The sequence below is a fragment of the Bacillus sp. FAU20 genome, from assembly GCF_056033865.1.
The window spans coordinates 238,014-259,242 of sequence record NZ_JBVYHY010000026.1 but is presented as its reverse complement, the minus strand read 5'-3'; the positions used below and the strand labels follow the sequence as shown (position 1 = coordinate 259,242).

At 35.7% G+C, this 21,229-nt stretch carries 20 protein-coding genes; 9 read left to right on the top strand and 11 right to left on the bottom strand.

Features of this window, described 5'->3' with window-relative positions; translation table 11 throughout:
* Positions 1-56 precede the first annotated feature (56 nt).
* Positions 57-749 carry a Crp/Fnr family transcriptional regulator gene (locus tag AC0OM3_RS23235; RefSeq protein ID WP_000185188.1) on the top strand — a complete coding sequence of 231 codons (693 nt, stop codon included), beginning with the start codon at positions 57-59 and terminating at the stop codon, positions 747-749.
* 136 nt (positions 750-885) lie between these two features.
* Here the strand turns inward: AC0OM3_RS23235 and narI are convergent, their stop codons facing one another.
* The 4 genes from narI to AC0OM3_RS23215 are packed head-to-tail and all read right to left on the bottom strand — an operon-like array spanning position 886 to position 7,291.
* Positions 886-1,575: a respiratory nitrate reductase subunit gamma gene (gene narI, locus AC0OM3_RS23230; protein WP_474213108.1), complete on the bottom strand. Its 690-nt coding sequence runs from the start codon at positions 1,573-1,575 to the stop codon at positions 886-888.
* Positions 1,576-1,592: 17 nt separating this feature from the next.
* Positions 1,593-2,123 (bottom strand): nitrate reductase molybdenum cofactor assembly chaperone, encoded by a 531-nt coding sequence (gene narJ, locus AC0OM3_RS23225; protein ID WP_033703548.1) that lies wholly within the window; start codon positions 2,121-2,123, stop codon positions 1,593-1,595.
* A 19-nt stretch (positions 2,124-2,142) separates the two neighbouring features.
* Positions 2,143-3,618, bottom strand: a complete 1,476-nt coding sequence (narH, locus tag AC0OM3_RS23220; protein WP_474213107.1) for a nitrate reductase subunit beta — start codon at positions 3,616-3,618, stop codon at positions 2,143-2,145.
* Positions 3,608-7,291 carry a nitrate reductase subunit alpha gene (locus tag AC0OM3_RS23215; protein ID WP_046946374.1) on the bottom strand — a complete coding sequence of 1,228 codons (3,684 nt, stop codon included), beginning with the start codon at positions 7,289-7,291 and terminating at the stop codon, positions 3,608-3,610. The genes narH and AC0OM3_RS23215 overlap by 11 nt, the downstream gene beginning before the upstream one ends.
* Positions 7,292-7,796: 505 nt before the next feature.
* On the opposite strand from AC0OM3_RS23215, the gene AC0OM3_RS23210 reads away from it, so the two are divergent.
* From AC0OM3_RS23210 to AC0OM3_RS23200, 3 genes are read left to right on the top strand one after another with little or no spacing between them, the layout of a single operon-like run.
* Entirely contained in the window at positions 7,797-8,759 is a 963-nt protein-coding gene (locus AC0OM3_RS23210; protein ID WP_001135813.1) for an AAA family ATPase, read from the top strand.
* Positions 8,759-9,973 carry a DUF58 domain-containing protein gene (locus AC0OM3_RS23205; RefSeq protein ID WP_000827539.1) on the top strand — a complete coding sequence of 405 codons (1,215 nt, stop codon included), beginning with the start codon at positions 8,759-8,761 and terminating at the stop codon, positions 9,971-9,973. Before AC0OM3_RS23210 ends, AC0OM3_RS23205 begins: the two co-directional genes overlap by 1 nt.
* Positions 9,970-12,198, top strand: a complete 2,229-nt coding sequence (locus AC0OM3_RS23200) for a transglutaminase TgpA family protein (protein ID WP_089148424.1) — start codon at positions 9,970-9,972, stop codon at positions 12,196-12,198. Before AC0OM3_RS23205 ends, AC0OM3_RS23200 begins: the two co-directional genes overlap by 4 nt.
* Before the next feature lie 83 nt (positions 12,199-12,281).
* Here the strand turns inward: AC0OM3_RS23200 and bsaA are convergent, their stop codons facing one another.
* Positions 12,282-12,764, bottom strand: a complete 483-nt coding sequence (gene bsaA / locus AC0OM3_RS23195; protein ID WP_000219442.1) for a glutathione peroxidase — start codon at positions 12,762-12,764, stop codon at positions 12,282-12,284.
* Between the two features lie 224 nt (positions 12,765-12,988).
* Between bsaA and AC0OM3_RS23190 the strand changes: the two genes are divergently transcribed.
* The 3 genes from AC0OM3_RS23190 to AC0OM3_RS23180 all read left to right on the top strand — a co-directional run bounded on the left by AC0OM3_RS23190 (position 12,989) and on the right by AC0OM3_RS23180 (position 14,787).
* Positions 12,989-13,198: a DUF3925 domain-containing protein gene (locus AC0OM3_RS23190; RefSeq protein ID WP_000844984.1), complete on the top strand. Its 210-nt coding sequence runs from the start codon at positions 12,989-12,991 to the stop codon at positions 13,196-13,198.
* Positions 13,199-13,334: 136 nt separating this feature from the next.
* The gene (locus tag AC0OM3_RS23185) at positions 13,335-14,267 is read left to right on the top strand and encodes an MBL fold metallo-hydrolase (protein ID WP_474213216.1); all 933 of its coding nucleotides are present in this window, start codon (positions 13,335-13,337) and stop codon (positions 14,265-14,267) included.
* Positions 14,268-14,352: 85 nt separating this feature from the next.
* A complete protein-coding gene (locus tag AC0OM3_RS23180) occupies positions 14,353-14,787 on the top strand; it encodes a hypothetical protein (RefSeq protein ID WP_001174540.1) in 435 nt (144 codons plus the stop codon).
* Between the two features lie 57 nt (positions 14,788-14,844).
* Here the strand turns inward: AC0OM3_RS23180 and AC0OM3_RS23175 are convergent, their stop codons facing one another.
* Both AC0OM3_RS23175 and AC0OM3_RS23170 read right to left on the bottom strand, forming a co-directional pair.
* Positions 14,845-15,525 (bottom strand): DUF3600 domain-containing protein, encoded by a 681-nt coding sequence (locus tag AC0OM3_RS23175; protein WP_000050698.1) that lies wholly within the window; start codon positions 15,523-15,525, stop codon positions 14,845-14,847.
* On the bottom strand, positions 15,522-16,100 hold the full coding sequence (locus tag AC0OM3_RS23170) for a sigma-70 family RNA polymerase sigma factor (protein ID WP_000675554.1): 579 nt from the start codon (positions 16,098-16,100) through the stop codon (positions 15,522-15,524). The genes AC0OM3_RS23175 and AC0OM3_RS23170 overlap by 4 nt, the downstream gene beginning before the upstream one ends.
* A 206-nt stretch (positions 16,101-16,306) precedes the next feature.
* Between AC0OM3_RS23170 and AC0OM3_RS23165 the strand changes: the two genes are divergently transcribed.
* Complete coding sequence (locus tag AC0OM3_RS23165; RefSeq protein ID WP_000644654.1) at positions 16,307-17,281, top strand: quinone oxidoreductase family protein; 975 nt, start codon at positions 16,307-16,309, stop codon at positions 17,279-17,281.
* A 41-nt stretch (positions 17,282-17,322) separates the two neighbouring features.
* Positions 17,323-17,961 carry a zinc dependent phospholipase C family protein gene (locus AC0OM3_RS23160; protein ID WP_000535631.1) on the top strand — a complete coding sequence of 213 codons (639 nt, stop codon included), beginning with the start codon at positions 17,323-17,325 and terminating at the stop codon, positions 17,959-17,961.
* Between the two features lie 45 nt (positions 17,962-18,006).
* Here the strand turns inward: AC0OM3_RS23160 and AC0OM3_RS23155 are convergent, their stop codons facing one another.
* The 4 genes from AC0OM3_RS23155 to AC0OM3_RS23140 form a co-directional block, all read right to left on the bottom strand.
* Positions 18,007-18,390 carry a VOC family protein gene (locus AC0OM3_RS23155; RefSeq protein ID WP_000581467.1) on the bottom strand — a complete coding sequence of 128 codons (384 nt, stop codon included), beginning with the start codon at positions 18,388-18,390 and terminating at the stop codon, positions 18,007-18,009.
* Positions 18,391-18,445: 55 nt separating this feature from the next.
* Positions 18,446-19,255: a sugar phosphate isomerase/epimerase family protein gene (locus AC0OM3_RS23150; RefSeq protein ID WP_000375222.1), complete on the bottom strand. Its 810-nt coding sequence runs from the start codon at positions 19,253-19,255 to the stop codon at positions 18,446-18,448.
* Between the two features lie 217 nt (positions 19,256-19,472).
* On the bottom strand, positions 19,473-20,642 hold the full coding sequence (locus AC0OM3_RS23145; protein WP_000588614.1) for a DEAD/DEAH box helicase: 1,170 nt from the start codon (positions 20,640-20,642) through the stop codon (positions 19,473-19,475).
* Positions 20,643-20,661: 19 nt separating this feature from the next.
* On the bottom strand, positions 20,662-21,189 hold the full coding sequence (locus tag AC0OM3_RS23140) for a hypothetical protein (protein WP_000460219.1): 528 nt from the start codon (positions 21,187-21,189) through the stop codon (positions 20,662-20,664).
* Positions 21,190-21,229: the final 40 nt, after the last annotated feature.

Genomic DNA, 21,229 nt, shown 5'->3' with positions numbered 1-21,229 from the left:
ACATATTTACACTCAAAATAGGAAATGTATTGCTTATAAGAAGAAAGGTGATTGCTGTGACAAACAGTATGAAATTATCTCAAGATTTAAAGGAATTACTTGCATCTGTTGAATATAAAATGCAGATAAAAAAAGGCAGTTTTATTTTTCAAGAAGGTATGGAGGCAACCGAACTCTATATTATCCACTCAGGAAAAGTACAAATTAGTAAACTTAGTGCTGACGGACAAGAATTAACACTTCGAATTTGTTCGGAATATGACATTATTGGAGAATTAACGTTGTTCACGGATAATGCAAAATATTTATTAAACTCAAAATGTCTTGAAGATGTTGAAGTAGGTGTAATAAAGCGTGAAGCGTTAGAAAAAGCATTACTCCAAAAACCCGCTCTTGTATTTGAATTTATGAAATGGATTAGTGAACATTTAAGAAGAATGCAAACGAAGTTCCGAGATTTAGTGTTACACGGCAAAAAAGGTGCCTTATATTCTACTCTCATTCGAATGACAAATAGTTACGGTGTATTAAAAGAAAATGGTATTCTCATCGATTTACCGTTAACGAATCAAGAACTAGCTAATTTCTGTGCAACTTCACGTGAAAGCGTAAATCGAATGTTAAATGAATTAAAAAAGCAAGGTACAATTTCTATTCATAAAGGAAAGATTACCATTCACGATTTACAATTTTTAAAATGTGAAATTGCTTGTGAAGATTGCTCTGCTTCTGTTTGTAGTATTGATTAGCATCTTATTTAGATGCTAATCTTTTTTCAATTTAAACTACTTATTAACGGTTATTCCCTATGTAAACAAAAACGAGGCCTTCCATATTAGACCTCGTTTCGTTTTAACCATTAGCTCCTATCCGTTTACAGCAGTATTATTTTTTCAACTCATTAGGAATACGTCTTCTGTAAATTACATAACTACGGCTTACATATTTAATTGGGGCACTAAATACATGTACTAGTCTTGTAAATGGCCACACTGCGAATAAACCCATCCCTGCAAGAATATGAATTTTAAACCATACTGGTACTTTCGTCATATATTCAACTTTCGGTTGGAAAATAAAGAGACTTCGGAACCAAGGGCCAATTGTTGTACGATAATCAAATCCTTTTGAATCGATATTTAAAAATGTTGCAGAAAGTCCTGCTAACATTACGATAAGTAATAAAATAAGCGCAATATAATCTCCCTTTGTGCTCGTTGCAATGATACGTTTTACAGTTACGCGGCGGTACGTTAATATAATTAAACCGATAATAGAAGCAACACCTGCCGGAAGCCCGAAACTAATTGCCATTATGTGATACGTATGCTCAGAAATACCTATCGAACGGTATACAGCTTCTGGAATTAATATCCCCATAACATGACCGCCAATTACGAACATAATCCCAAAGTGGAATAATAGACTTCCGATTCGGAGCATTTTCTTTTCTAATAGTTCACTAGATTTTGATGTCCATCCAAATTGATCATAGTTGTATCTAAAAATATGTCCACCGATAAAGATTGCAAAAATGATATAGGGAAACAATACCCATAGAAATTGATTCATCATTTTAACAACTCTCCTTTCTAATTTTTCTGTACATCCCATGCTTCGATAGCGAGTAGAACAGCCGCAAGAATTGGTTCATACATACTACCTGCTTCTTTTAACTGAACGTGTAATGCTTGTATATTCTCCTTGTATTTATTCATAATTGGTTCACTGTCTTGCTCATTTGCATTTGCAAAAAACTCAAGAAAAAGTGGTAAATAATCAGGTAATTCTTTATCCGTTACTTCAAAACCAGATTTTTTATAATGCTGCTTTAACTCTAATAATTCAATACCTCTTTCTCTTTGTTCACCAGTGTTCATATAAGTAAGATACATATTTGTTTTCTTACCAAAATCGAATGTATATACGTAACTATCAATGAGTTGATCATTCGTTTTATCTAGCGCTTGCTTTATAAAGGCTGTAAGTGATGCTTTAACTTCTTCCTTTTCTATCGTTTCAATCTCTTCTTGCAATTCAGTTACAGCTTCTCTCCACCCTAGTTCAGGATAGGAGAGAAGAAAAGAAGAACAAGAAAAAGCAGTTTGTAAACTTTGTTTCATCATTTTCTGCCCCCTTTATTTAAGAAATTGTCATACAAGAGCCTGGACCACCTGCGAATGCTAAACCACAGCTTCCTTGTTCGCTATATAAATCTGCCACTTGTTCACGATGAGTGCCCGGAATGACGAAGCGATCTTTATATTTCGCAATAGCAAGAAGACGATACATATCTTCTACATCCTGTTTCGTTAAACCAAGTTCTTTTAATACAGCTTCATTTGGCTCTTTATTAATTTGCAGCGCTCTCATATGCGTTCGCATAACAGCCATTTTCTTCAATGTAAGACGAATGTGTGATTCATCTCCTGCAGTGAGTAAATTCGCTAAATATTGAATTGGAATACGGATATTATCGATAGCAGGGAAAATCTCTTCTGCTTGCCAGTTACTGCCTTTCCCTTCCACCATATTCATAATTGGGCTAAGCGGCGGAATATACCAAACCATCGGCATTGTACGGTACTCTGGATGAAGAGGCAGAGCAATTTTCCAATCGATAATCATTTTATAGATTGGTGACTCTTGTGCTGCTTTAATCCATTCTTCAGGAATGCCTTGTTTTTTCGCTTCAGCTGCTACTTCTGGATCATTTGGATCTAGGAAAACAGTAAGCTGAGATTCATATAAATCTTTTTCGTCTTCAACAGAAGCTGCTTCTTTTACTTTGTCAGCGTCATATAGCATTACCCCAATATACCTGATACGTCCCACACATGTTTCTGAACAAATTGTTGGCATACCAGCCTCAATACGTGGGAAACACATTGTACATTTTTCAGCTTTATTCGTTTGCCAGTTAAAATACACTTTTTTATATGGACAAGATGATACGCAGAACCTCCAAGCACGACATGCATTTTGATCTACAAGAACAATGCCGTCTTCTTCACGTTTATACATCGCACCAGATGGACAAGATGATACGCAAGACGGATTCATACAATGTTCACATATGCGTGGTAAATACATCATAAAGACGTTTTCAAAATCTGTTTTAATTTCTTCTTCCATTTTCTTTACGTTCGGATCTTGTAATCCTGTTATATGTCCACCAGCTAAATCATCTTCCCAGTTCGGACCCCATTCAATTTTGTCGATAAATTCGCCTGTAATTGCTGATTTCGGACGAGCAACTGGTTGATGCTTACGCTGCGGGCTATTTGTTAATGTTTCATAATCATAATTCCAAGGTTCAAAGTAATCATCAATTGTTGGTTGATCTGGATTGTGGAAAATGTTCATAAGACGTTTCATTTTCGAACCAGATTTCAGCTGAATTTCACCATTTTTCAATTCCCAGCCGCCTTTATATTTCTCCTGATCTTCCCATTGTTTCGGATAACCAATTCCGGGCTTCGTTTCTACGTTATTGAAGTATATATATTCCGCACCTGGACGATTTGTCCAGGTGTTTTTGCACGTTACACTACAAGTATGACAGCCGATGCATTTATCTAGGTTCATTACCATTCCGACTTGCGCTTTAATCTTCAAGCCAATCTACCTCCTTCAGTTTACGGATTACAACATTTAAATCACGCTGGTTCCCAGTCGGACCATAATAGTTAAATCCATAGCTTAATTGGCCATATCCACCAATCATATGTGTTGGTTTAACATGAATACGGGTTGGACTATTATGCGTTCCCCCACGGGTGCTTGTTAATTTCGTACCAGGCACGTTAATGTGGCGATCTTGCGCATGGTGCATAAATGCCATTCCCCTCGGTATACGGTGCGTTACAACAGCACGCGCTACGACAACACCGTTACGGTTAAAGCACTCGATCCAATCATTATCAGCAACGCCAGCTTCTGCAGCGTCCTCTTTATTCATCCAAACAGTTGGACCACCTCTAAACAGCGTTAACATCGGTAATGAATCGAAATACATACTATGAATCGACCACTTATTATGCGGTGTTAAATAGTTTAGTGTAATCTCTTTCCCTTCTACTTCAGGGCGTGACTTACGGAACGGTTTATGTTGCAGAATTGGTTTAAATGTTGCCATCATTTCACCAAATTCTTTCATCATGTCATGGTCTAAGTAGAAAGATTGTCGACCAGTTATCGTTCTCCAAGGAATAAGACGTTCCACATTTGTTGTAAACGGTGAGTAACGTCGTCCACCTTTTTCTGAACCTGTAAAGGCCGGAGAAGTAATTACTGTTTTCGGTTGTGCTGTAATTTGTTCGAATGTAAAGCATTCTTCTTCACGTTCTTCTGCTAAATCACGTAATTTTAGATCTGTTTGTTTTTCAAGTGCTTCCCATGCTTTTACTGCCATATGACCGTTTGTTGTAGAAGAAAGCGTTAATACCGCTTCAGCAGCATTGATTGCTTCTTTTATGTCTGGGCAACCTTTCGCAATAGTATCCGTTCGAACAACTCCTAATTTGCTCTTTAATTGCTCATACTCTTTTTCTGCTGACCAAGAGATCCCTTTCGTACCAATCGGTTGTTTTCCGGCATTTGGTCCAAGTGCTGTCATTTTGTCATAAATCGTTTTATAATCCCTTTCAACAACATGAATTTGTGGCATCGTTTTACCCGGGATTGGTTCACATTCACCTTTACTCCAATCTTTAATCTTGCCAAGTGGTTGCGCTAATTCTTGCGGTGTATCATGAAGAAGTGGTGTTGCAACAACTTCTTTCATTGGCTCAAGATCTATTTTCTTCGCTAAATCTGACACAGCTTTAGAAAGTGAAGTGAAAATATCCCAGTCAGAGCGTGCTTCCCACGGTGAACCGATTGCTGGATTAAATGGATGCACAAATGGATGCATATCTGTACTACTTAAATCATGTTTTTCGTACCAAGTTGAAGCAGGTAAGACGATATCAGAATACAGCGCTGTTCCAGCCATACGGAAATCTAAATTAATGAGTAAATCAAGCTTCCCTTCTGGTGCTTCTTCATGCCACTTAATTTCTTCTGGTCGTAATGAATCACTATCGTCATTCATTAATCCGTTTGTTGTACCTAATAAATGTTTTAAGAAATATTCATGCCCTTTACCAGAACTTGAAATTAAATTCGCACGCCAAACGAATAAGTTGCGCGGGAAGTTGTTTTTATTATCAGGATCTTCAATCGCAAATTTCAGTTCTTTTTCTTTTAATTTTTGTGCAACATATTTTCCGATTTCTTCTTGCGTTGTTGCACCAGCAGCAACAGCTTCTTTATATAATTCAATTCCATTTTTCTCGAATGTTGGATAAGAAGGTAACCAGCCGAGTCGTGCTGCTAATACATTGTAATCACCGTGATGTTGATAACGTGAGTTACCTTCAATTGGTGATGCTAAATGTCCAACAGGTGTATCTTCATAGCGCCATTGATCTGTTACGAAATAGAAGAAAGACGTACCATTTTGTAATTTTGGTGGCCCTTGCCAATCTTTTGCCATCGCGATTGTTTGCCATCCTTCTGCAGGTCGTAACTTTTCTTGACCAACATAATGCGCCCATCCCCCGCCGTTTACTCCTTGTGCCCCGACGAGAAGAACAAGATTTAAAACTGCGCGATAAATCGTATCAGAATTAAACCAATGGTTAATACCAGCTCCAACAATAATCATCGAGCGACCATTTGTATCAGCGGCATTTTGTGCGAACTCACGAGCGATTTGAATAATTAGTTCTCGTTTCACTCCTGTCATTTTCTCTTGCCATGCAGGTGTAAACGGTACATCATCATTGAAGTCTTTCGGCTCTTGTCCGCCAAACCCTCGGTTCACCCCGTAATTTGCTAACGTTAAGTCGTATACAGTTGTAACGAACACTTCGCCTTCTTCTGTCATAACCTTTTTCACTGGAATTGTACGTTCTAATACTTTGTTTCCATCATCAGAGAAGTACGGAATTTGTACCGTTCCAATCGTTTCTTCCATTCCAAGTAAAGAAAGACGTGGATCAATCTTTTCACCTGTTTCTTCATCTTCTAAACGCAAGTTCCATTTCTTTTCGTTATCCCAACGTGAGCCCATTGTGCCTTGAGGTGTTGCAAAATCATTCGTGTTCTCGTTCCAAAGAACAGGTTTCCATTCTCCTAACTTCGTTTCGCGTCCAATATCAGCAGCGTTTAAGAAACGATCAGCAACGAATTGATCTCCTTTTTGTTTCAATGTGACAAAGAAAGGAAAATCAGTATATTGCTTCGCATACTTTGTGAAATATTCCACTTGATTATCTACGTAAAATTCTTGTAAGATCACATGCCCCATTGCCATCGCAAGTGCACCATCTGTACCTTGTTTCACACTAATCCAATCATCCGCAAACTTTGTAGATTCAGCGAAGTCAGGACTGACAGAAACGACTTTCGTTCCTTTATATCGAACCTCTGCTAAAAAGTGAGCATCTGGTGTTCTCGTCATCGGTACATTTGAACCCCATGTCATAATGTAACCAGAGTTATACCAGTCACTACTTTCTGGTACATCTGTTTGATCGCCCCAAATTTGCGGAGAAGCTGGTGGTAAATCTGCGTACCAATCATAAAAACTAAGCATCGGCCCACCCATAAGTTGCATAAAACGACTACCAGCTGCATGACTTAACATCGACATAGCTGGAATTGGTGAGAAACCAACATTTCGGTCTGGACCGTATTTCATTACTGTATACAGTAATGAAGCTGAAACGAGTTGTAACACTTCATCCCAATTCGCACGAATGAATCCTCCTTTACCACGTGCCTGCTTATACTTTCGTGCTTTTTCAGGGTTTTCCACAATGCTTTTCCAAGCATCTAATGGTGACTCGTTATTTTGTAATTCTTCTTGCCACATATTCCAAAGAACACCACGTACATACGGATATTTCACACGAAGTGGACTATAAATGTACCAAGAAAAACTTGCTCCACGTGGACAGCCTCGCGGTTCAAAATCAGGCATATCAGGACCTGTTGTTGGATAGTTAAGCTCCTGTCCTTCCCAAGTTACAATTCCATCTTTCACATAAATGTTCCAACTACATGAACCAGTACAGTTCACGCCATGTGTAGAACGAATTACTTTATCATGCTGCCAACGCTTTCTGTACACATTTTCCCATTCACGATCTTCATATGTTTCTTGTGTATGATTATCGTTATAACGATCTATTGGTGAAAAATATTTTAAACGTCTCATTAGTGCTGAAGGTTTTTTCTTCATACTGTTCACTCCTTTAATACGTCTCTCTTACATACCCTTACTATAAGAGAGGTTGTAAAATACAGATGTGACATTTCGCACAGTTCAAGAGATTGTCAAAAATTCAGTAGAAAATAAGTTTGTGAGAAAACCTTTTGTTCCGTTGTGAAGGTTATGGTTAATCGTGATTATTAGGAGAATAGTATTTTGAGGTATCGACTATTTTGCAAAAGAAAAAGAATTTTGATATTATTTCAAAAATGCCATAAAGAAAAGAATATAAATTGTATGTAAGGAATTTTTTCTTCAATGTCATTTTTAATATCACGTCTCATTTTACATAAAACTACAAATCATTATTTACTGTATTGCCCTTAGTTACGGAAACAATTATACTAGATATAATCAAAATAAATAATCTGAATATTCTCAGAATTAAAGGTGGAAGTTTTACTATCTATATATAGAATTAGAAATATGTCAACTAAATGGATTAGAAAACGATAATAACATTAGGAGGATTACGATGCCCCAGCTTGATTCATTACATCCCACTGTAGAAAAAATAATCAATAATATTGAAAAAATAATGGTCGGAAAACGAAAAGAAACAATCTTAGCTTTGACAGCTCTCTTAGCTGAAGGTCATGTGCTATTAGAAGATGTTCCTGGTGTCGGGAAAACAATGCTAGTACGTGCTCTTTCTAAATCCATTGATGCTGATTATAAGCGAATTCAATTTACACCTGATTTACTGCCGTCAGATGTAACAGGAGTTTCTATTTATAATCCGAAAGAGCTCCAATTTGAGTTCAAGCCTGGACCAATTATGGGGAATTTTGTACTTGCTGATGAAATTAATCGTACATCTCCAAAGACACAATCTGCTTTACTTGAATGTATGGAAGAAGGCAATATTACAATAGATGGTATTACAAGACCTTTACCAAAGCCGTTCTTTGTCATGGCTACACAAAATCCGGTCGAATATGAAGGAACATATTCTCTACCAGAAGCTCAGCTCGATCGTTTCTTATTGAAACTAAAAATGGGATATCCTACACCAGAGGAAGAATTTGAAATTTTAAACCGGATGGAAAAAACAAATCCACTCTCTCAATTACAGACCATTACTACAATACAAGAATTACTTTATTTACAACAAAGCGTACGGGTAGTAAGTATGGACAAAGCAATTAAGCATTACATTGTAAAGCTTGTTAATCAGACTCGTACGTACAGTTCTATACAGTTAGGTGCAAGTCCACGTGGTTCGATTGCTTTAATGAAAGCTTCACAAGCTTATGCATTTATCCATGGCAGGAATTATGTTATTTCAGACGATGTTAAACTTTTAGCCCCTTACGTTTTAGCACATAGACTCATTCTAAAAATGGAAGCAAAATTTGAAGGAATAACTGGCAAACAAGTTATCGCAAAAATCGTTGCACGAACTACCGTGCCTACTCAAAGGACGATGAACCCTTGATGAAACGAATGCTGCGAGCGCTATATCACGTTATGAAGTTATTGCTACTCCCTTTATGCCTAGTCTTAACATTTGTGTACGCTATGTTTCAAGGAGGGTTTGTAAGTTGGTTTTTATTTTACAGCATAATTCCCATTGCTCTTTATTCGCTACTACTCCCCTTCTACGCTTTACGGGACGCTGAAGTAAAGCGAATAACAAACCAAAATGGATATGTAGTAGGAGAACAATTTGTAAGCACGATTACAATAAAAAGAAAATTTCCTTTTCCCTTACTTTATTTAGTTATAGAAGATGCACTGCCACCACAATTTATAAGTTGTAAACAAATAAAGATGAATAAGGTAGTACTCTTCCCAGGATTGAAACGAAATATTTCGTTTCAATATGTTATTGACACAATCCCTAGAGGCGAGCACACTTTTTCAAGCGTTCGTGTCAAAACTGGCGATTTATTCGGCATGATGGAGAAAGAAGTAACTTTTTTAGTTCCAGATACATTTTTAGTCTATCCCCAGTATGTAGATATAGCGTATCGACAATTGGAAAATCATTTCGAACAAGGAGCGCTTTCAGCAAATATAAATTCAGCAAAAGACTCTACAATCTCGGTCGGTGTCAGAGACTATAAACCTGGCGATCGCTTTTCATGGATCGATTGGAAAGCAACTGCACGAACAAACAATATTATGACAAAAGAGTTTGAACAACAGCGCAGCCATAATATTATGATATTCATAGACAGAACCGAGTCTCCTCTATTCGAATCAGTCGTCACATTTACTGCCTCTATCGTAAGGGCTGTCTTGAAACAAAATTCACCAGCATCATTCGTGTCTATCGGAAAAGAACAAACCATTTTCCCTTTAGACAATGGAGATACGCAGTTACAACAAATCCTTTGTCATTTAGCAAAAGTACAAGCAGACAGTGTATTTCCGCTCTCCCAGAGTGTAGACATGGAACTAAGAAAAATTTATGAACCCGTCACGGTTATACTCGTGACCAGTAATCTTTCTCCCGATATTCAAAAGGCGGCTGATTGTGCTGCTATAAGAAATAGAAAATGTATGGTTTTTGTCGTGAAAGAAAAAGCGAATCAACTTTCACACCGAGAACTCAGTATACTAGAAACTCTAAAAAAACGACAAATATTTGTAAACACGGTTTATGAAAACCGGTATACAAACGTGTTTTTTGAGGTGAGCAAATGATGATATTACAAGCAAAATACAAGTGGGATACAAACAGATTCTTCATGCATGCATGTGTATTTCTTCTTTTACTAGAATGGATAAGACCTCTTATAGGTATTACAAATGTAGGTAGATTAGATATTTTCGTAACATTTATAGGAATTTGCTTCGCTCTCTCTTTTTTTCAAACGAGGTGGCAGATTCCTATAAAAATTGTCACAGTCTTATTTATCATTCATTCCCTATATTATAAAAATGCTTTTATAAATCCATCTTGGCTAACAACATTCTTTTCTGATATGTTTCGAAATTCCTCCCTGTTTTTCCAAGGGAATTTACTAGATATTTCTCCAGTTTTTCCGACGGTTTTATTTTTTCTCTCATTTTGGTTTTTGAGTTCTTTCACTTCATTTTGGATTATTCATAAAAAACGTGGGTTTCTATTCCTTGTATTGACTATTATTTATATCGCAACTTTTCATAACTTACATTTATACAATGCAAACTACGCTATTATTCGTACTGTTGTCATCGGCTTTTTTATGCTTAGTCTTCTTCAAGTAGAACGAATAAAAGAACGTGAACACTTACAAAATTATGCTAGAGAAATCTCAAAATTACTTAGACCACTTACAATATTTATCGTATTATTAGCAACCATTGCATACTTTGCTCCAAAATTTGGCCCTCAATGGCCAAACACAATGGATTTTTTAAAATTCAACACATCTGAAGCAAGTAAAGAACAAAAAGTTTCTACAATTGGGTATGGTTTAGATGACTCGCGATTAGGCGGTCCTTTTAAGGCGGATCCTACAATTGTTTTCACAGCACGAACGCAAAACAAACAATATTGGAGAGTAGAAACAAAAGATTTTTATACAGGAAAAGGCTGGGAAATTTCTGAAAATCCGAAAAAGATTTCTTTTAAAAATAAAAACGACGTCGTAAGCTGGTACGAACAAAATACAAAAACGAAAACGACTGAGGCAACAATTACCATGCAAAAAAGTTACCCTCACCTTACCTATCCAGCAGGATTAGTATCAGTTGAGGCTGCTTCTGATGTATCATACAGTGTTGACCCGTTTTCAGAAAAAATTTATACAATGAATGGAGACTCTTCTACTACTTTACATTCGTATAAAGTAACATATGAGATCCCTGAGTTTTCCATAGAAAACTTGAAAGCTGTAAAAACAAATGAAGGTCAAGAAACAAATCCTTATTTTATGACAAAGTACACACAACTTCCCAAGTCATTACCACAGCGCGTAAAAGACTTGGCTGTCAATCTTACAAATGATAAAGACAACCGATATGATAAAGTATTAGCTATTGAAAATTACTTTACAGACAACTCTTTTACATACGAATCAACAAATGTCTTATTCCCTGCCAAAAGCCAAGATTATGTAGATCAATTCCTTTTCGATACAAAAAGCGGCTACTGTAATAATTTTTCGACGTCTATGATTGTACTACTTCGTTCTGCCGGGATTCCTGCTCGCTGGGTAAAAGGCTATACAGAAGGAACTCTTGACAATACACTTGCCTCTGCAGAAGGTGAGGATGTTTATACAATCACGAACGATAACGCACACTCTTGGGTCGAAGTATATTTCCCAGGATACGGATGGATTCCATTCGAACCAACAAAAGGATTTACTAATCCCTATAATTTTATAAATAATACGCCTGCTCCTATTTCACAAAATAGCGAAGCAAATAATTCTAATAACACGCAAATACAACAACGAAATAATGAAGCAAAACTTAAAAGTTTAATAGAAAATACAGAAGAAGCTTCTACTAAAAAGGTTACAAATTCTCAAACTAGTTTTTCTTGGTGGTACGTATTCCTCTCTACGATACTAATTAGTATTATGGGATACATTCTCTTCACCACTAGAATGATATGGAGGACATTTCTTATTATTCATTTCTATAAATACCGAAAAGATGATGGTGTTTATCAAAAAGCTTACGGTGCACTTTTAAAACAATTTGCGAGAATTGGCATACCACGGAGTGAAAGTCAAACATTCCGAGAATACGCTCTCCATATCGATACACTTTACAACTCGGCCGATATGCAACAACTTACTGCCAGTTATGAGAACGCTATGTATAAACAGAGGCAGACTGCAGAAGAATGGAAGAAATCTGTACACTTATGGGAAGTGCTTATGAAAAAAGCAGCTTCTCTACCTAAATCAGATGACTTTGATACAGTTATTTAATCTTGAAAATGTGAGTTTAAAGAAAACGTCTCAAAGAACTACATTGTTCTTTGAGACGTTTTTTAATAAAGTGAAACTCCTAATTATTCTCCAAGTACCTTCTCAATCTCAACCTCTAAATCTACCGGCTTCGTCTGCGGCGCAAAACGCCCTACTACTTTCCCGTCTTTTCCAATTAGAAACTTCGTAAAATTCCATTTCACTGCTTTCATACCGAGTAAACCTGGTGCTTGTTCTGTCATGTAGGTATATAAAGGATGAGCCTTATCACCTTTCACATCAACCTTTGCAAACATCGGGAAGTTTACACCGTAGTTTAACTCACAAAAACTAGTAATATCTGCTTCTGTACCTGGCTCTTGTCCTCCAAATTGGTTACAAGGGAAACCGAGTATTTCTAGTCCTTGGTCCTTATATTTATCATACACCTCTTGTAATCCTTTATATTGAGGTGTGAAACCACATTTACTAGCTACATTTACAATAAGAAGTGCTTTTCCTTCATAATCTCTTAACGACTTTTCTTCACCTGTAATTGTTTTAGCTGAAAAATCATAAACTGTCATTGTCTTTGCCCCTCTCTTCACTATCATTCTATGTTTATACTATACTACATTCGTGAATATACAGCTCTTATTACGTACTTACACGCTGAAATGATAGCGCTTTATTTTTGTTCAAAAATTCGACAAAAAATACTAGACTTTTATTTTGGAAAGTTTTACAATTGAAATGTGAACAAAATGTGACAGTTTATATTCCATTATAAAAGAAAAGGATGGTGTCCATTATGAAAACTGCACAACATGAAACGATTTCAAATCGCGAGTTTTATTTCGTACTATATATGATGTTATTGTATGTTACTGGCTGGGTAATCGATGTAAATGGTTTATTCTTAAGCTCCTACTTTAATTTAGCAGGAGAGATTATGCTTCCATTAGTAGGTGGGATTGTTGGACTGTTCATTATGTCTATTAATAAACAACAAACGAAATAATAATATTACAAAAAGGCAGAAGACGAGCTTTCGTTTTCTGCCTTTTTTCTATTTTAGCGTATAATAGAAACATGCAGTATATAAGGAGTGGTAAATATGAAAAAAAGTAGAGCAATTATCTTCTCACCTATATCTTATTGATGATTTCGATTTACAGCATAATGAACGAACAGGTACGTACGTTTTATTAGGTGACGATATTACTTTAATTGAAACTTGTGCAGCCCCTTCTCTTCCGTATATTTTAGACGGCTTACAACAATTACATATTGATTTAAACGATGTTAAAAACATTATCGTTACACATGTGCATTTAGATCACGCTGGCGCAGCTGGTTTAATGATGGAAAAGTGCCCAAATGCTACGTTATATGTGCATTCTCGTGGTGCTCGTCATATGATTGATCCAACAAAACTTATTTTAGGTGCAAAAGCTGTATACAAAGAAGATTTCGACAAACTTTTCGATCCCATTCTTCCTATAGAAGAAGAACGTGTTCGTATTGTACAACATGGTGATACATTACAAATTGCAGAAGACCGTAAACTTACATTTTACGATACACCAGGACATGCGAAGCACCATATTAGCATTCACGATTCATTAACAAACGGGATTTTTACTGGCGATACAATTGGAATTTATTATAGAGAACTCGCAGACGTTGATGTAGAGTTATATCTACCATCAACGTCCCCTTCACAATTCCAACCAGATGCGATGATTGCTTCTAAAAATCACATTCAAAGCATGAATGTAGATACTATTTATTTCGGTCATTACGGCGCATCCTCTCATGTTACAGAAGTATACAATCAATTGGAACATTGGTTACCTATTTTCATTCAGACTGGTAAGGAAGTCTTTGAACAGTATAATGATTTCGATGAAGCAACTAAAGCTTTACAAACTGTGTTAATGGATAAAATCTCTTCTCATCTTACAACGTTAAACGTTCCAGCTGATCATTCCGTTTATAATATTTTACATTTAGATATAGAAATTAGCGCAATGGGCATTATTGATTATTTCACGAAGCAAGAAAAAGCAAACTCCACTATTAACTAACAGTAAAAGAAGAGATATACAACAGTAGTTATTGTATATCTCTTCTTTTTTTGAATATATTTTGAGTAAAGGATGGTGGAATATAATGCAAAAAGTAATGCTATACCTCTGCTTCACATTATTTATCGTCTTATTATTATTTGTAGGAGTAAAAATTCAATTTTATTTAGATACAGACACGCAAGTGAACTTTAACGTTTATCCAAAATTATTCTACTTTACACTCTTCCCTCTTATAGTCGGCATTTTATTACGATTCCTTCAATCTATTAATCGCGAAACGAGTAAACAAAATTGGAGCTTTCAACCGGATAAATTTATCGCTATTACAGTGCCTACACTATTCATTTCCTTTTCCCCAGCACTCCTCTTTTCACCACTTGGCGAATACCTACCTTATTTAGTTAATATTATTCTAATAAATACAACTTTTGTTACGATTATTAGTTTAATAGCTGGTTATTCCCTTTTAGATTGTTTTATACAAAAGGATCATGCAGCGATGAAAAAATATAATTGAATGCTTTATTTTCTTTCAATAAAAAAAGCTCGAAGCTAAAGCTTTGAGCTTTTTTACTTATCTCACCTTTTCATTTACATACTCCATAAACTGCTCCGCTTTAATAAACCTTTCTTTGTACGCTTCAGGTACTTCTTCTACTGTTATCCCCCCACTCGATTTCGTTTTTACTAATACGGTTTGATATGACATTAATGCTTCCATATATTGTTCATACTCTTCAGGAGTTAATACTTCTTTACTAGATTTATGGCCATTTAATTTATCAAAATACGGCTGAAGCTCCATCTCTATTCTTTTCATTTCTTCTTTTTTAGCTGATGATAATTGATCGTAATCAATATTACCGTTTGAATCTCCGTACGCAAGCTTTGCATCTGTTAATTTTTTTAATTCTTTTGTAAACTCTTCATATTCCTTCGCACCCATTTCATCTTTCGCTTCTAATAATTTTGCACTAAAACGCATGTACGCCTCTAATGTCATCGCTCCAGCATGTTTTTTTAAATTCTCAAAAGAACCGTATATACCATCCGCCATAATAGATTGATATGCAAAACCGGTCGTAGGGATTAAAAGTGCTGCTGCAAGCACTCCGGCGATCAGGCGTCTCTTCACCTTACTTCCCCCGCGATTCATTTTGATTTGAACAATTATTTTTTCTTTTAACTCCGGCGGGGCAACAATTCCCTTCGCTTCTTCTCGTATAGATTCTCTAACTCTACAATCTAAACTCATTTCACATTCCCTACCTCTCCTAAAAAAATTTCTTCTACTTGCTCTTTTTGACGTAGTTTCTTTAATGCCGCATGAATTCTAGATTTCACTGTACCAATTGGAATATGTAATATTTGTGCTACTTCTTCTTGTGAATAATCATGTAAGTATCTTAAGATAATAACTTGTTTCAATTTATACGGTAATTTATGAATGAGTTCGATTAGTTTTTGGTTTGATATTTTACTTACAACATCGTTAGAAAAATCAATTTGCACTGGCTTTCTTTGCTCTTCTGCTTTTTTTATAATTCGTAGTCGCATCCACCTCTTTCTTCTATAAGAATGAATTTGTTTAATCGCAAGCCCAATTAGCCAAGGACGAAATGGCTTCTTCCTATCATATTTACGAAGCGATTCATATAGCTGTATGTATACTTCTTGAACGACATCATCTACATCCGTTTTATCTTCAATTAAAAAATGTGCTGTTTTATATACTTCTTGAATCGTTACATCATACAATTCGCTATACGCTTCTTTATTGCCTGATAAAGTTAATTGAATTAAATGTGCGTAATCTATTTCACCCTTCATATTCCAGCCCTCCTTTGTCTTACACTATATATTGGCAGGTAATTCATATTTCGTTCGATTTTTTAAAAGTTTTTTTATATAAATTAATATTATGATTCATTGAGTTCATAAGCTTCACTTATAATCAAACATAACTATTATATAATTTTCCAATTTCTAATGAACATTTAAAATGATTTATATAGTCAAATTTAGGAGGATATATGATGAAAGCTATCGTTGTAACGTCGTTCGGTGGTCCTGAAGTGATGAAATATACAGATGTGGATGTGCCGACTATTTCAGAAGACCAAGTTTTAATTCGCGTTGTTGCTACTAGTGTAAATTTCGCCGATATTAAATCCCGTTATGGTAAAAAAGGAAATAAAGCACTACCTTTTATACCAGGGATAGATGTCGCTGGTGTTGTAGAACGAGTCGGTTCTCATGTGAAAAATATTTATCCTGGACAGCGAGTCATCGCTTTTCCTCAAAATGGATCTTACGCAGAATACGTTGTCGCAAACGAAAATCTTACTTTTTCTTTACCTCATGAAGTCGATTTTCAAACTGCAGCTGCTTGTCCAATTGTATCTTTTACAAGCTATAATTTACTCGCTAATGTTGCAAGGCTTCAACAAGGTGAATCTGTACTCATTCATGCGGCTGCTGGCGGAATTGGCACTACTGCTATTCAACTTGCTAAACTATTAGAGGCTGGAACAGTTATAGGCATTGTCGGAAGTGAAGCAAAAAAAGAAATTGCTTTAGATGCTGGAGCTGATTATGTTATTTGTCATCAAGCTGAAGATTTTGTAGAGAAAGTCAATGAACTGACAAATGGTAAAGGGGTTGATGTAATTTTAGACTCTATTTCTGGAACGGTTTCTGAAAGAAGTTTAAACTGCCTTGCTTATTACGGTCGCCTCGTTCATTTCGGTAATGCTAGCGGTGAAATTGGTAACTTTCAAACGAAAGATTTACATGCAAGTTGCCGCTCTATACTCGGTTTTAGCTTTGGAACCACACGAAAAAAGCGTCCTGAACTGCTCCAAGAAACTGCAAATGAAGTTTTCCGTTATTTGCGTGACGGACGTTTACAAATTAAGGCTACGAAATCTTTTCCACTTCAAAATGCAGGGAAAGCACATGAATGGGTCGAAAGTAGAAAAAGTACAGGGAAAGTAATACTAACTGTTTAGTCCTCTTCCTGAAATGAATACTGGAAACAGAGGTGGCATTCATGGGATCACGAATTATGCATGTTATTATCGCTAGTGGTATTGCTGAGAAACTATCAATTCACGATAAGACTTCTTTCTTACTTGGAGCTGTAGCCCCTGATGCTGTTCATTCAAAAAAAGAAAAAGGAACCTCACATTTTTATGCCGGTACAACGAAGAACTATACGAGAAGAATAGATTATGATTCATTTTTTCATAAATATGAATCACATATAGATTCCCCATTTATTTTAGGCTATTATACCCACCTCATTGCCGATGATAATTGGCTAAGTGGATTTTTTCTACCTTGGCTAAAAAATAGAATAGAGAATGACGAAACTATCGCACCCCTGTACTATAACGATTTTAAATTGTTAAATGCAAAGTTGCTTCATCATTACGATCAAGAACAACAGCTTTTCTCTCTTCTCAATCAAGAGGCTCACATTGTGGATATTGAAGAGGTTTCTAAAGAAAACGTTTTAGAATTTCGAAAGTATCTTTTTGAAGATATGTTATATCCAAAGCAACATTTGCATGAAGACTTACAAGTATTTACGTTTGACCAAATCGTTGGCTATATTGAGACAGCTATTGAAAAAGGAGTATTTTTTATTAAACAACTCTCTAATGAAAAATCCACTTCAAAAATTTAATCCCCCTCAAATATATTTGAGGGGGATTTTCACATAGCAATATTATTATTGGTTCTTCTCCATAACCGCAAAATAATTCCCTTCACTATCAGCAAAGTTAAACACTTTACCAGAAGGCATAGTTACCATTTCTCCAACAGTAACATTTTTATTTGTTAAATCTGTATATAATTGATCAAGATTTTCTGAGAAGAACATTAGGGACGGTGTACCAAGATTCAATTCTGGGCTCATTTTAGAAATAACTTCTTTATTATGTAATATAATGCTCGTTTCTGCACCGCTTTTCGGAGCGATTTCAATCCATCTCATTCCTTGCTTATTATCTTCCTCTGCAACTACATGAAACCCTACCTTTTCCGTCCAAAAATTTACTGCCTCATCTTGATTATTTACATATAACATAATTTGTCCTACTTTATGGATCATTACATTTCCCCCTAATGGTTTTTATATTCTATGTAGCTTTCTACAAATACTATCGTTATTCCTTTTGAGTTGGTATGTACTTCTTTGCAAAATTTATCGACTGACTCATCCCATCCAGTTCATCAAAATAATCATTTCTTTCAATCATGTTATATCCGTCGAATCCAATTTTATCTAATACTTTGAAGAATATATCGAAATCTACTTCACCATTCCCTGCTGCGACTTCTATATACTTAGTTGAACGATCACTTTTCACTTCTTTACAATCTTTAATATGAGTTTGTACTATATAATCTTTTAATAGTAATAAACCTTCTCCCGGATTTTCATTTACATCACTTATTAAATTTGCTGGGTCAAAGTTAACAGCTAGTCCTTTCGAGTTTGCAGTTTCTAAAAATCGTTTTAATACTATTGCTTTTTCAGATCCCGTCTCAATGGCGAAGAATCCTCCAAATCTGAACGCTAAGTCCCCTATTTCATTACAAACACGTAGCATTTTATCATAGTACTCACTATTTTCATCCTCAGGGATTTTCCCAATATGGGCTGTTACTATGTTAGCTCCTAACCTTAACCCTTTATCAGTAATATATTTAAAACTCTCTATTACACATTCAGCTTCAGTTCCTATTATTCCATTTTCTCCGAAGCTAATTGCTAATGACGGGACTTGAATCTCATTAAAAGATAAGTTTTCTTTTAATGTATTCCATTGTATCTTTGAGATGTTAGCTAAGTTGAAAGTCGGATTCATAGCATATAATTGAATATATTCTAAATCCCATTCCCTTGCTTTTTGTATTCCTTCGTTTACTTCAATATATTTCGTATTCAAAAACATTCCTAATTTCCTATCCATATATGTACCTTCTTTTTATTATTTCGCATCATTTTAATATTCGACTTTTTTATATTATTTCCTCGTATAAACCAAATAAATAAACTACCCTTTTTTCGATACTCCCAGTAGAAGCATATATATGATAGGCACATTAAAAACACTAATACAATTCCCATTATCACTTGTTTACAAACAAAAAAGACGTAACTACAAATAGTTACGCCTTCTCCATCATTTATCTAGGCTTTTTCTTCCCAGTAAATGCTGGTTTCTTTTTCTTTGGTGCTTTCGGTTTCGTTTCTACGAATGATCCCTTGAACATTTCTTGCTTCGTAAATACAATGCCTAGTTTTTTCGCAAATTGCAGTAATTTACGCTCTTCTTGTGGTGTTACAAGAGACACGACAGTTCCTTCTTTACCCATACGTCCAGTACGTCCTGAGCGGTGAATATATTGGTCTACTGTGTCTGGTAATTCTAAGTGAATTACATGTGTTAAATCGTCAATGTCGATACCACGTGCTGCAATATCAGTAGCAAGTAGAATTTCTACTTTCCCTCCGCGGAAAGCACGCATTGTCGCTTCACGCTCTTGTTTACTTGCTTCTGCATGAAGAGCTGCTGCTTTCATTTTACGGAATTTCAATTTCTCAGTAATTTCATCTAAACGGAATGGGTCGTTTAAGAACGCAACTGCTTTTACATCGCCCATATGCATAATTCTTCTTACGTAATCATTTTTTTCGCGTCGCTCACAAATGATATACGTATGCTCAACTAAGCTTTTTGATTCTGCACGTGTTACACGTACTAATTGTGGTTCCACTGCTAAATCACGTGCCGCATCTTCTGCCGCTTTTGTCATTGTCGCCGAGAAGAATACTAATTGACGATCGCGCATCGTTGATTTAATTACATCTTGCACTGCGCCCATCATTTTTTGCTTTACAATTTGATCAAACTCATCAAATACAATTGTTTTTACTTCATGCATTTTTAGCTTTTTCATACGAATTAATTCTAAAATACGGCCTGGTGAACCGACAATTACTCTTGGGTGTTTCTTTAATTTTTCAACTTGGCGCTTAATATCTGCACCACCAATTAAAGATGCACCTGAAATTTCAGTTCCTGCTGTAAACTTTTGAACCTCTTCATGAATTTGCATTACAAGTTCACGTGTTGGCGCTAAAACAACAACTTGTGGCTGTTTTACTTCAGGATTAATTTTATGTAAAAGGGGTAATAAGTACGCTAATGTTTTTCCTGTTCCAGTTGGAGATTCAGCTATAACGTCTTGTCCTTCTAAAATAGTTGGAATCGCTTGTTTTTGAATTTCAGTTAACTCTTTAAAACCAGCCTTCTCCCAAGCTTGTTGTAAAAATGGTTGCATATCTTTTATCATTTGTTTTTCTCCTTTATCTCTATTTTTGAAGAAAATGCTGTATTGTTCGCACCGTTTCTATCATGTGTGAAATAACAGCTATTAAATCATCAACATGGTCTTCTGTAATCGCTTTTTGAAATAGAACCTCTACCTTATTATGATATGAAATCGCTTGCTTATTATATTCGTATGAAACTTTCTGCATAATCATTCTTTCTTTTCCCCATATAGAACGCATTAATGTTTCAATTTCTTCACATTTTACTTCTGGTTGTTCTAACGGGAATGAAAATGCTAGCTTCATCTCACAACCTGGTGTAAACTGAGGCACTTCTAGTATTTCACCAGACAAGTTCTTTGCATCCACAGATAATGAAAATGTTGCTTCTACTAATGGTTCAAACGGTTCTGTTAATTGAAATGAGATATGATATATACGACTTAATGAAGCAAGATCCATCATATCTTTTCGATCTGTTACAAGAATATCTCCATGTAGATCAAAATCATACACAGCACCTTCTACGATTACTTTTAAATTGTCAAAAGCAGTTGGATCAAACATAATTTCCTCCAAAAAACAGGCGCCTTTCGATGGAAAGGCG

Coding starts and splice junctions, on each gene's coding strand:
- narI (WP_474213108.1), bottom strand. CDS start 1,575: ATGATGAATCAATTTCTATGGGTATTGTTTCCCTATATCATTTTTGCA.
- narJ (WP_033703548.1), bottom strand. CDS start 2,123: ATGAAACAAAGTTTACAAACTGCTTTTTCTTGTTCTTCTTTTCTTCTC.
- AC0OM3_RS23215 (WP_046946374.1), bottom strand. CDS start 7,291: ATGAAGAAAAAACCTTCAGCACTAATGAGACGTTTAAAATATTTTTCA.
- AC0OM3_RS23210 (WP_001135813.1), top strand. CDS start 7,797: ATGCCCCAGCTTGATTCATTACATCCCACTGTAGAAAAAATAATCAAT.
- AC0OM3_RS23205 (WP_000827539.1), top strand. CDS start 8,759: ATGAAACGAATGCTGCGAGCGCTATATCACGTTATGAAGTTATTGCTA.
- AC0OM3_RS23200 (WP_089148424.1), top strand. CDS start 9,970: ATGATGATATTACAAGCAAAATACAAGTGGGATACAAACAGATTCTTC.
- bsaA (WP_000219442.1), bottom strand. CDS start 12,764: ATGACAGTTTATGATTTTTCAGCTAAAACAATTACAGGTGAAGAAAAG.
- AC0OM3_RS23190 (WP_000844984.1), top strand. CDS start 12,989: ATGAAAACTGCACAACATGAAACGATTTCAAATCGCGAGTTTTATTTC.
- AC0OM3_RS23180 (WP_001174540.1), top strand. CDS start 14,353: ATGCAAAAAGTAATGCTATACCTCTGCTTCACATTATTTATCGTCTTA.
- AC0OM3_RS23175 (WP_000050698.1), bottom strand. CDS start 15,525: ATGAGTTTAGATTGTAGAGTTAGAGAATCTATACGAGAAGAAGCGAAG.
- AC0OM3_RS23170 (WP_000675554.1), bottom strand. CDS start 16,100: ATGAAGGGTGAAATAGATTACGCACATTTAATTCAATTAACTTTATCA.
- AC0OM3_RS23165 (WP_000644654.1), top strand. CDS start 16,307: ATGAAAGCTATCGTTGTAACGTCGTTCGGTGGTCCTGAAGTGATGAAA.
- AC0OM3_RS23160 (WP_000535631.1), top strand. CDS start 17,323: ATGGGATCACGAATTATGCATGTTATTATCGCTAGTGGTATTGCTGAG.
- AC0OM3_RS23155 (WP_000581467.1), bottom strand. CDS start 18,390: ATGATCCATAAAGTAGGACAAATTATGTTATATGTAAATAATCAAGAT.
- AC0OM3_RS23150 (WP_000375222.1), bottom strand. CDS start 19,255: ATGGATAGGAAATTAGGAATGTTTTTGAATACGAAATATATTGAAGTA.
- AC0OM3_RS23145 (WP_000588614.1), bottom strand. CDS start 20,642: ATGATAAAAGATATGCAACCATTTTTACAACAAGCTTGGGAGAAGGCT.
- AC0OM3_RS23140 (WP_000460219.1), bottom strand. CDS start 21,189: ATGTTTGATCCAACTGCTTTTGACAATTTAAAAGTAATCGTAGAAGGT.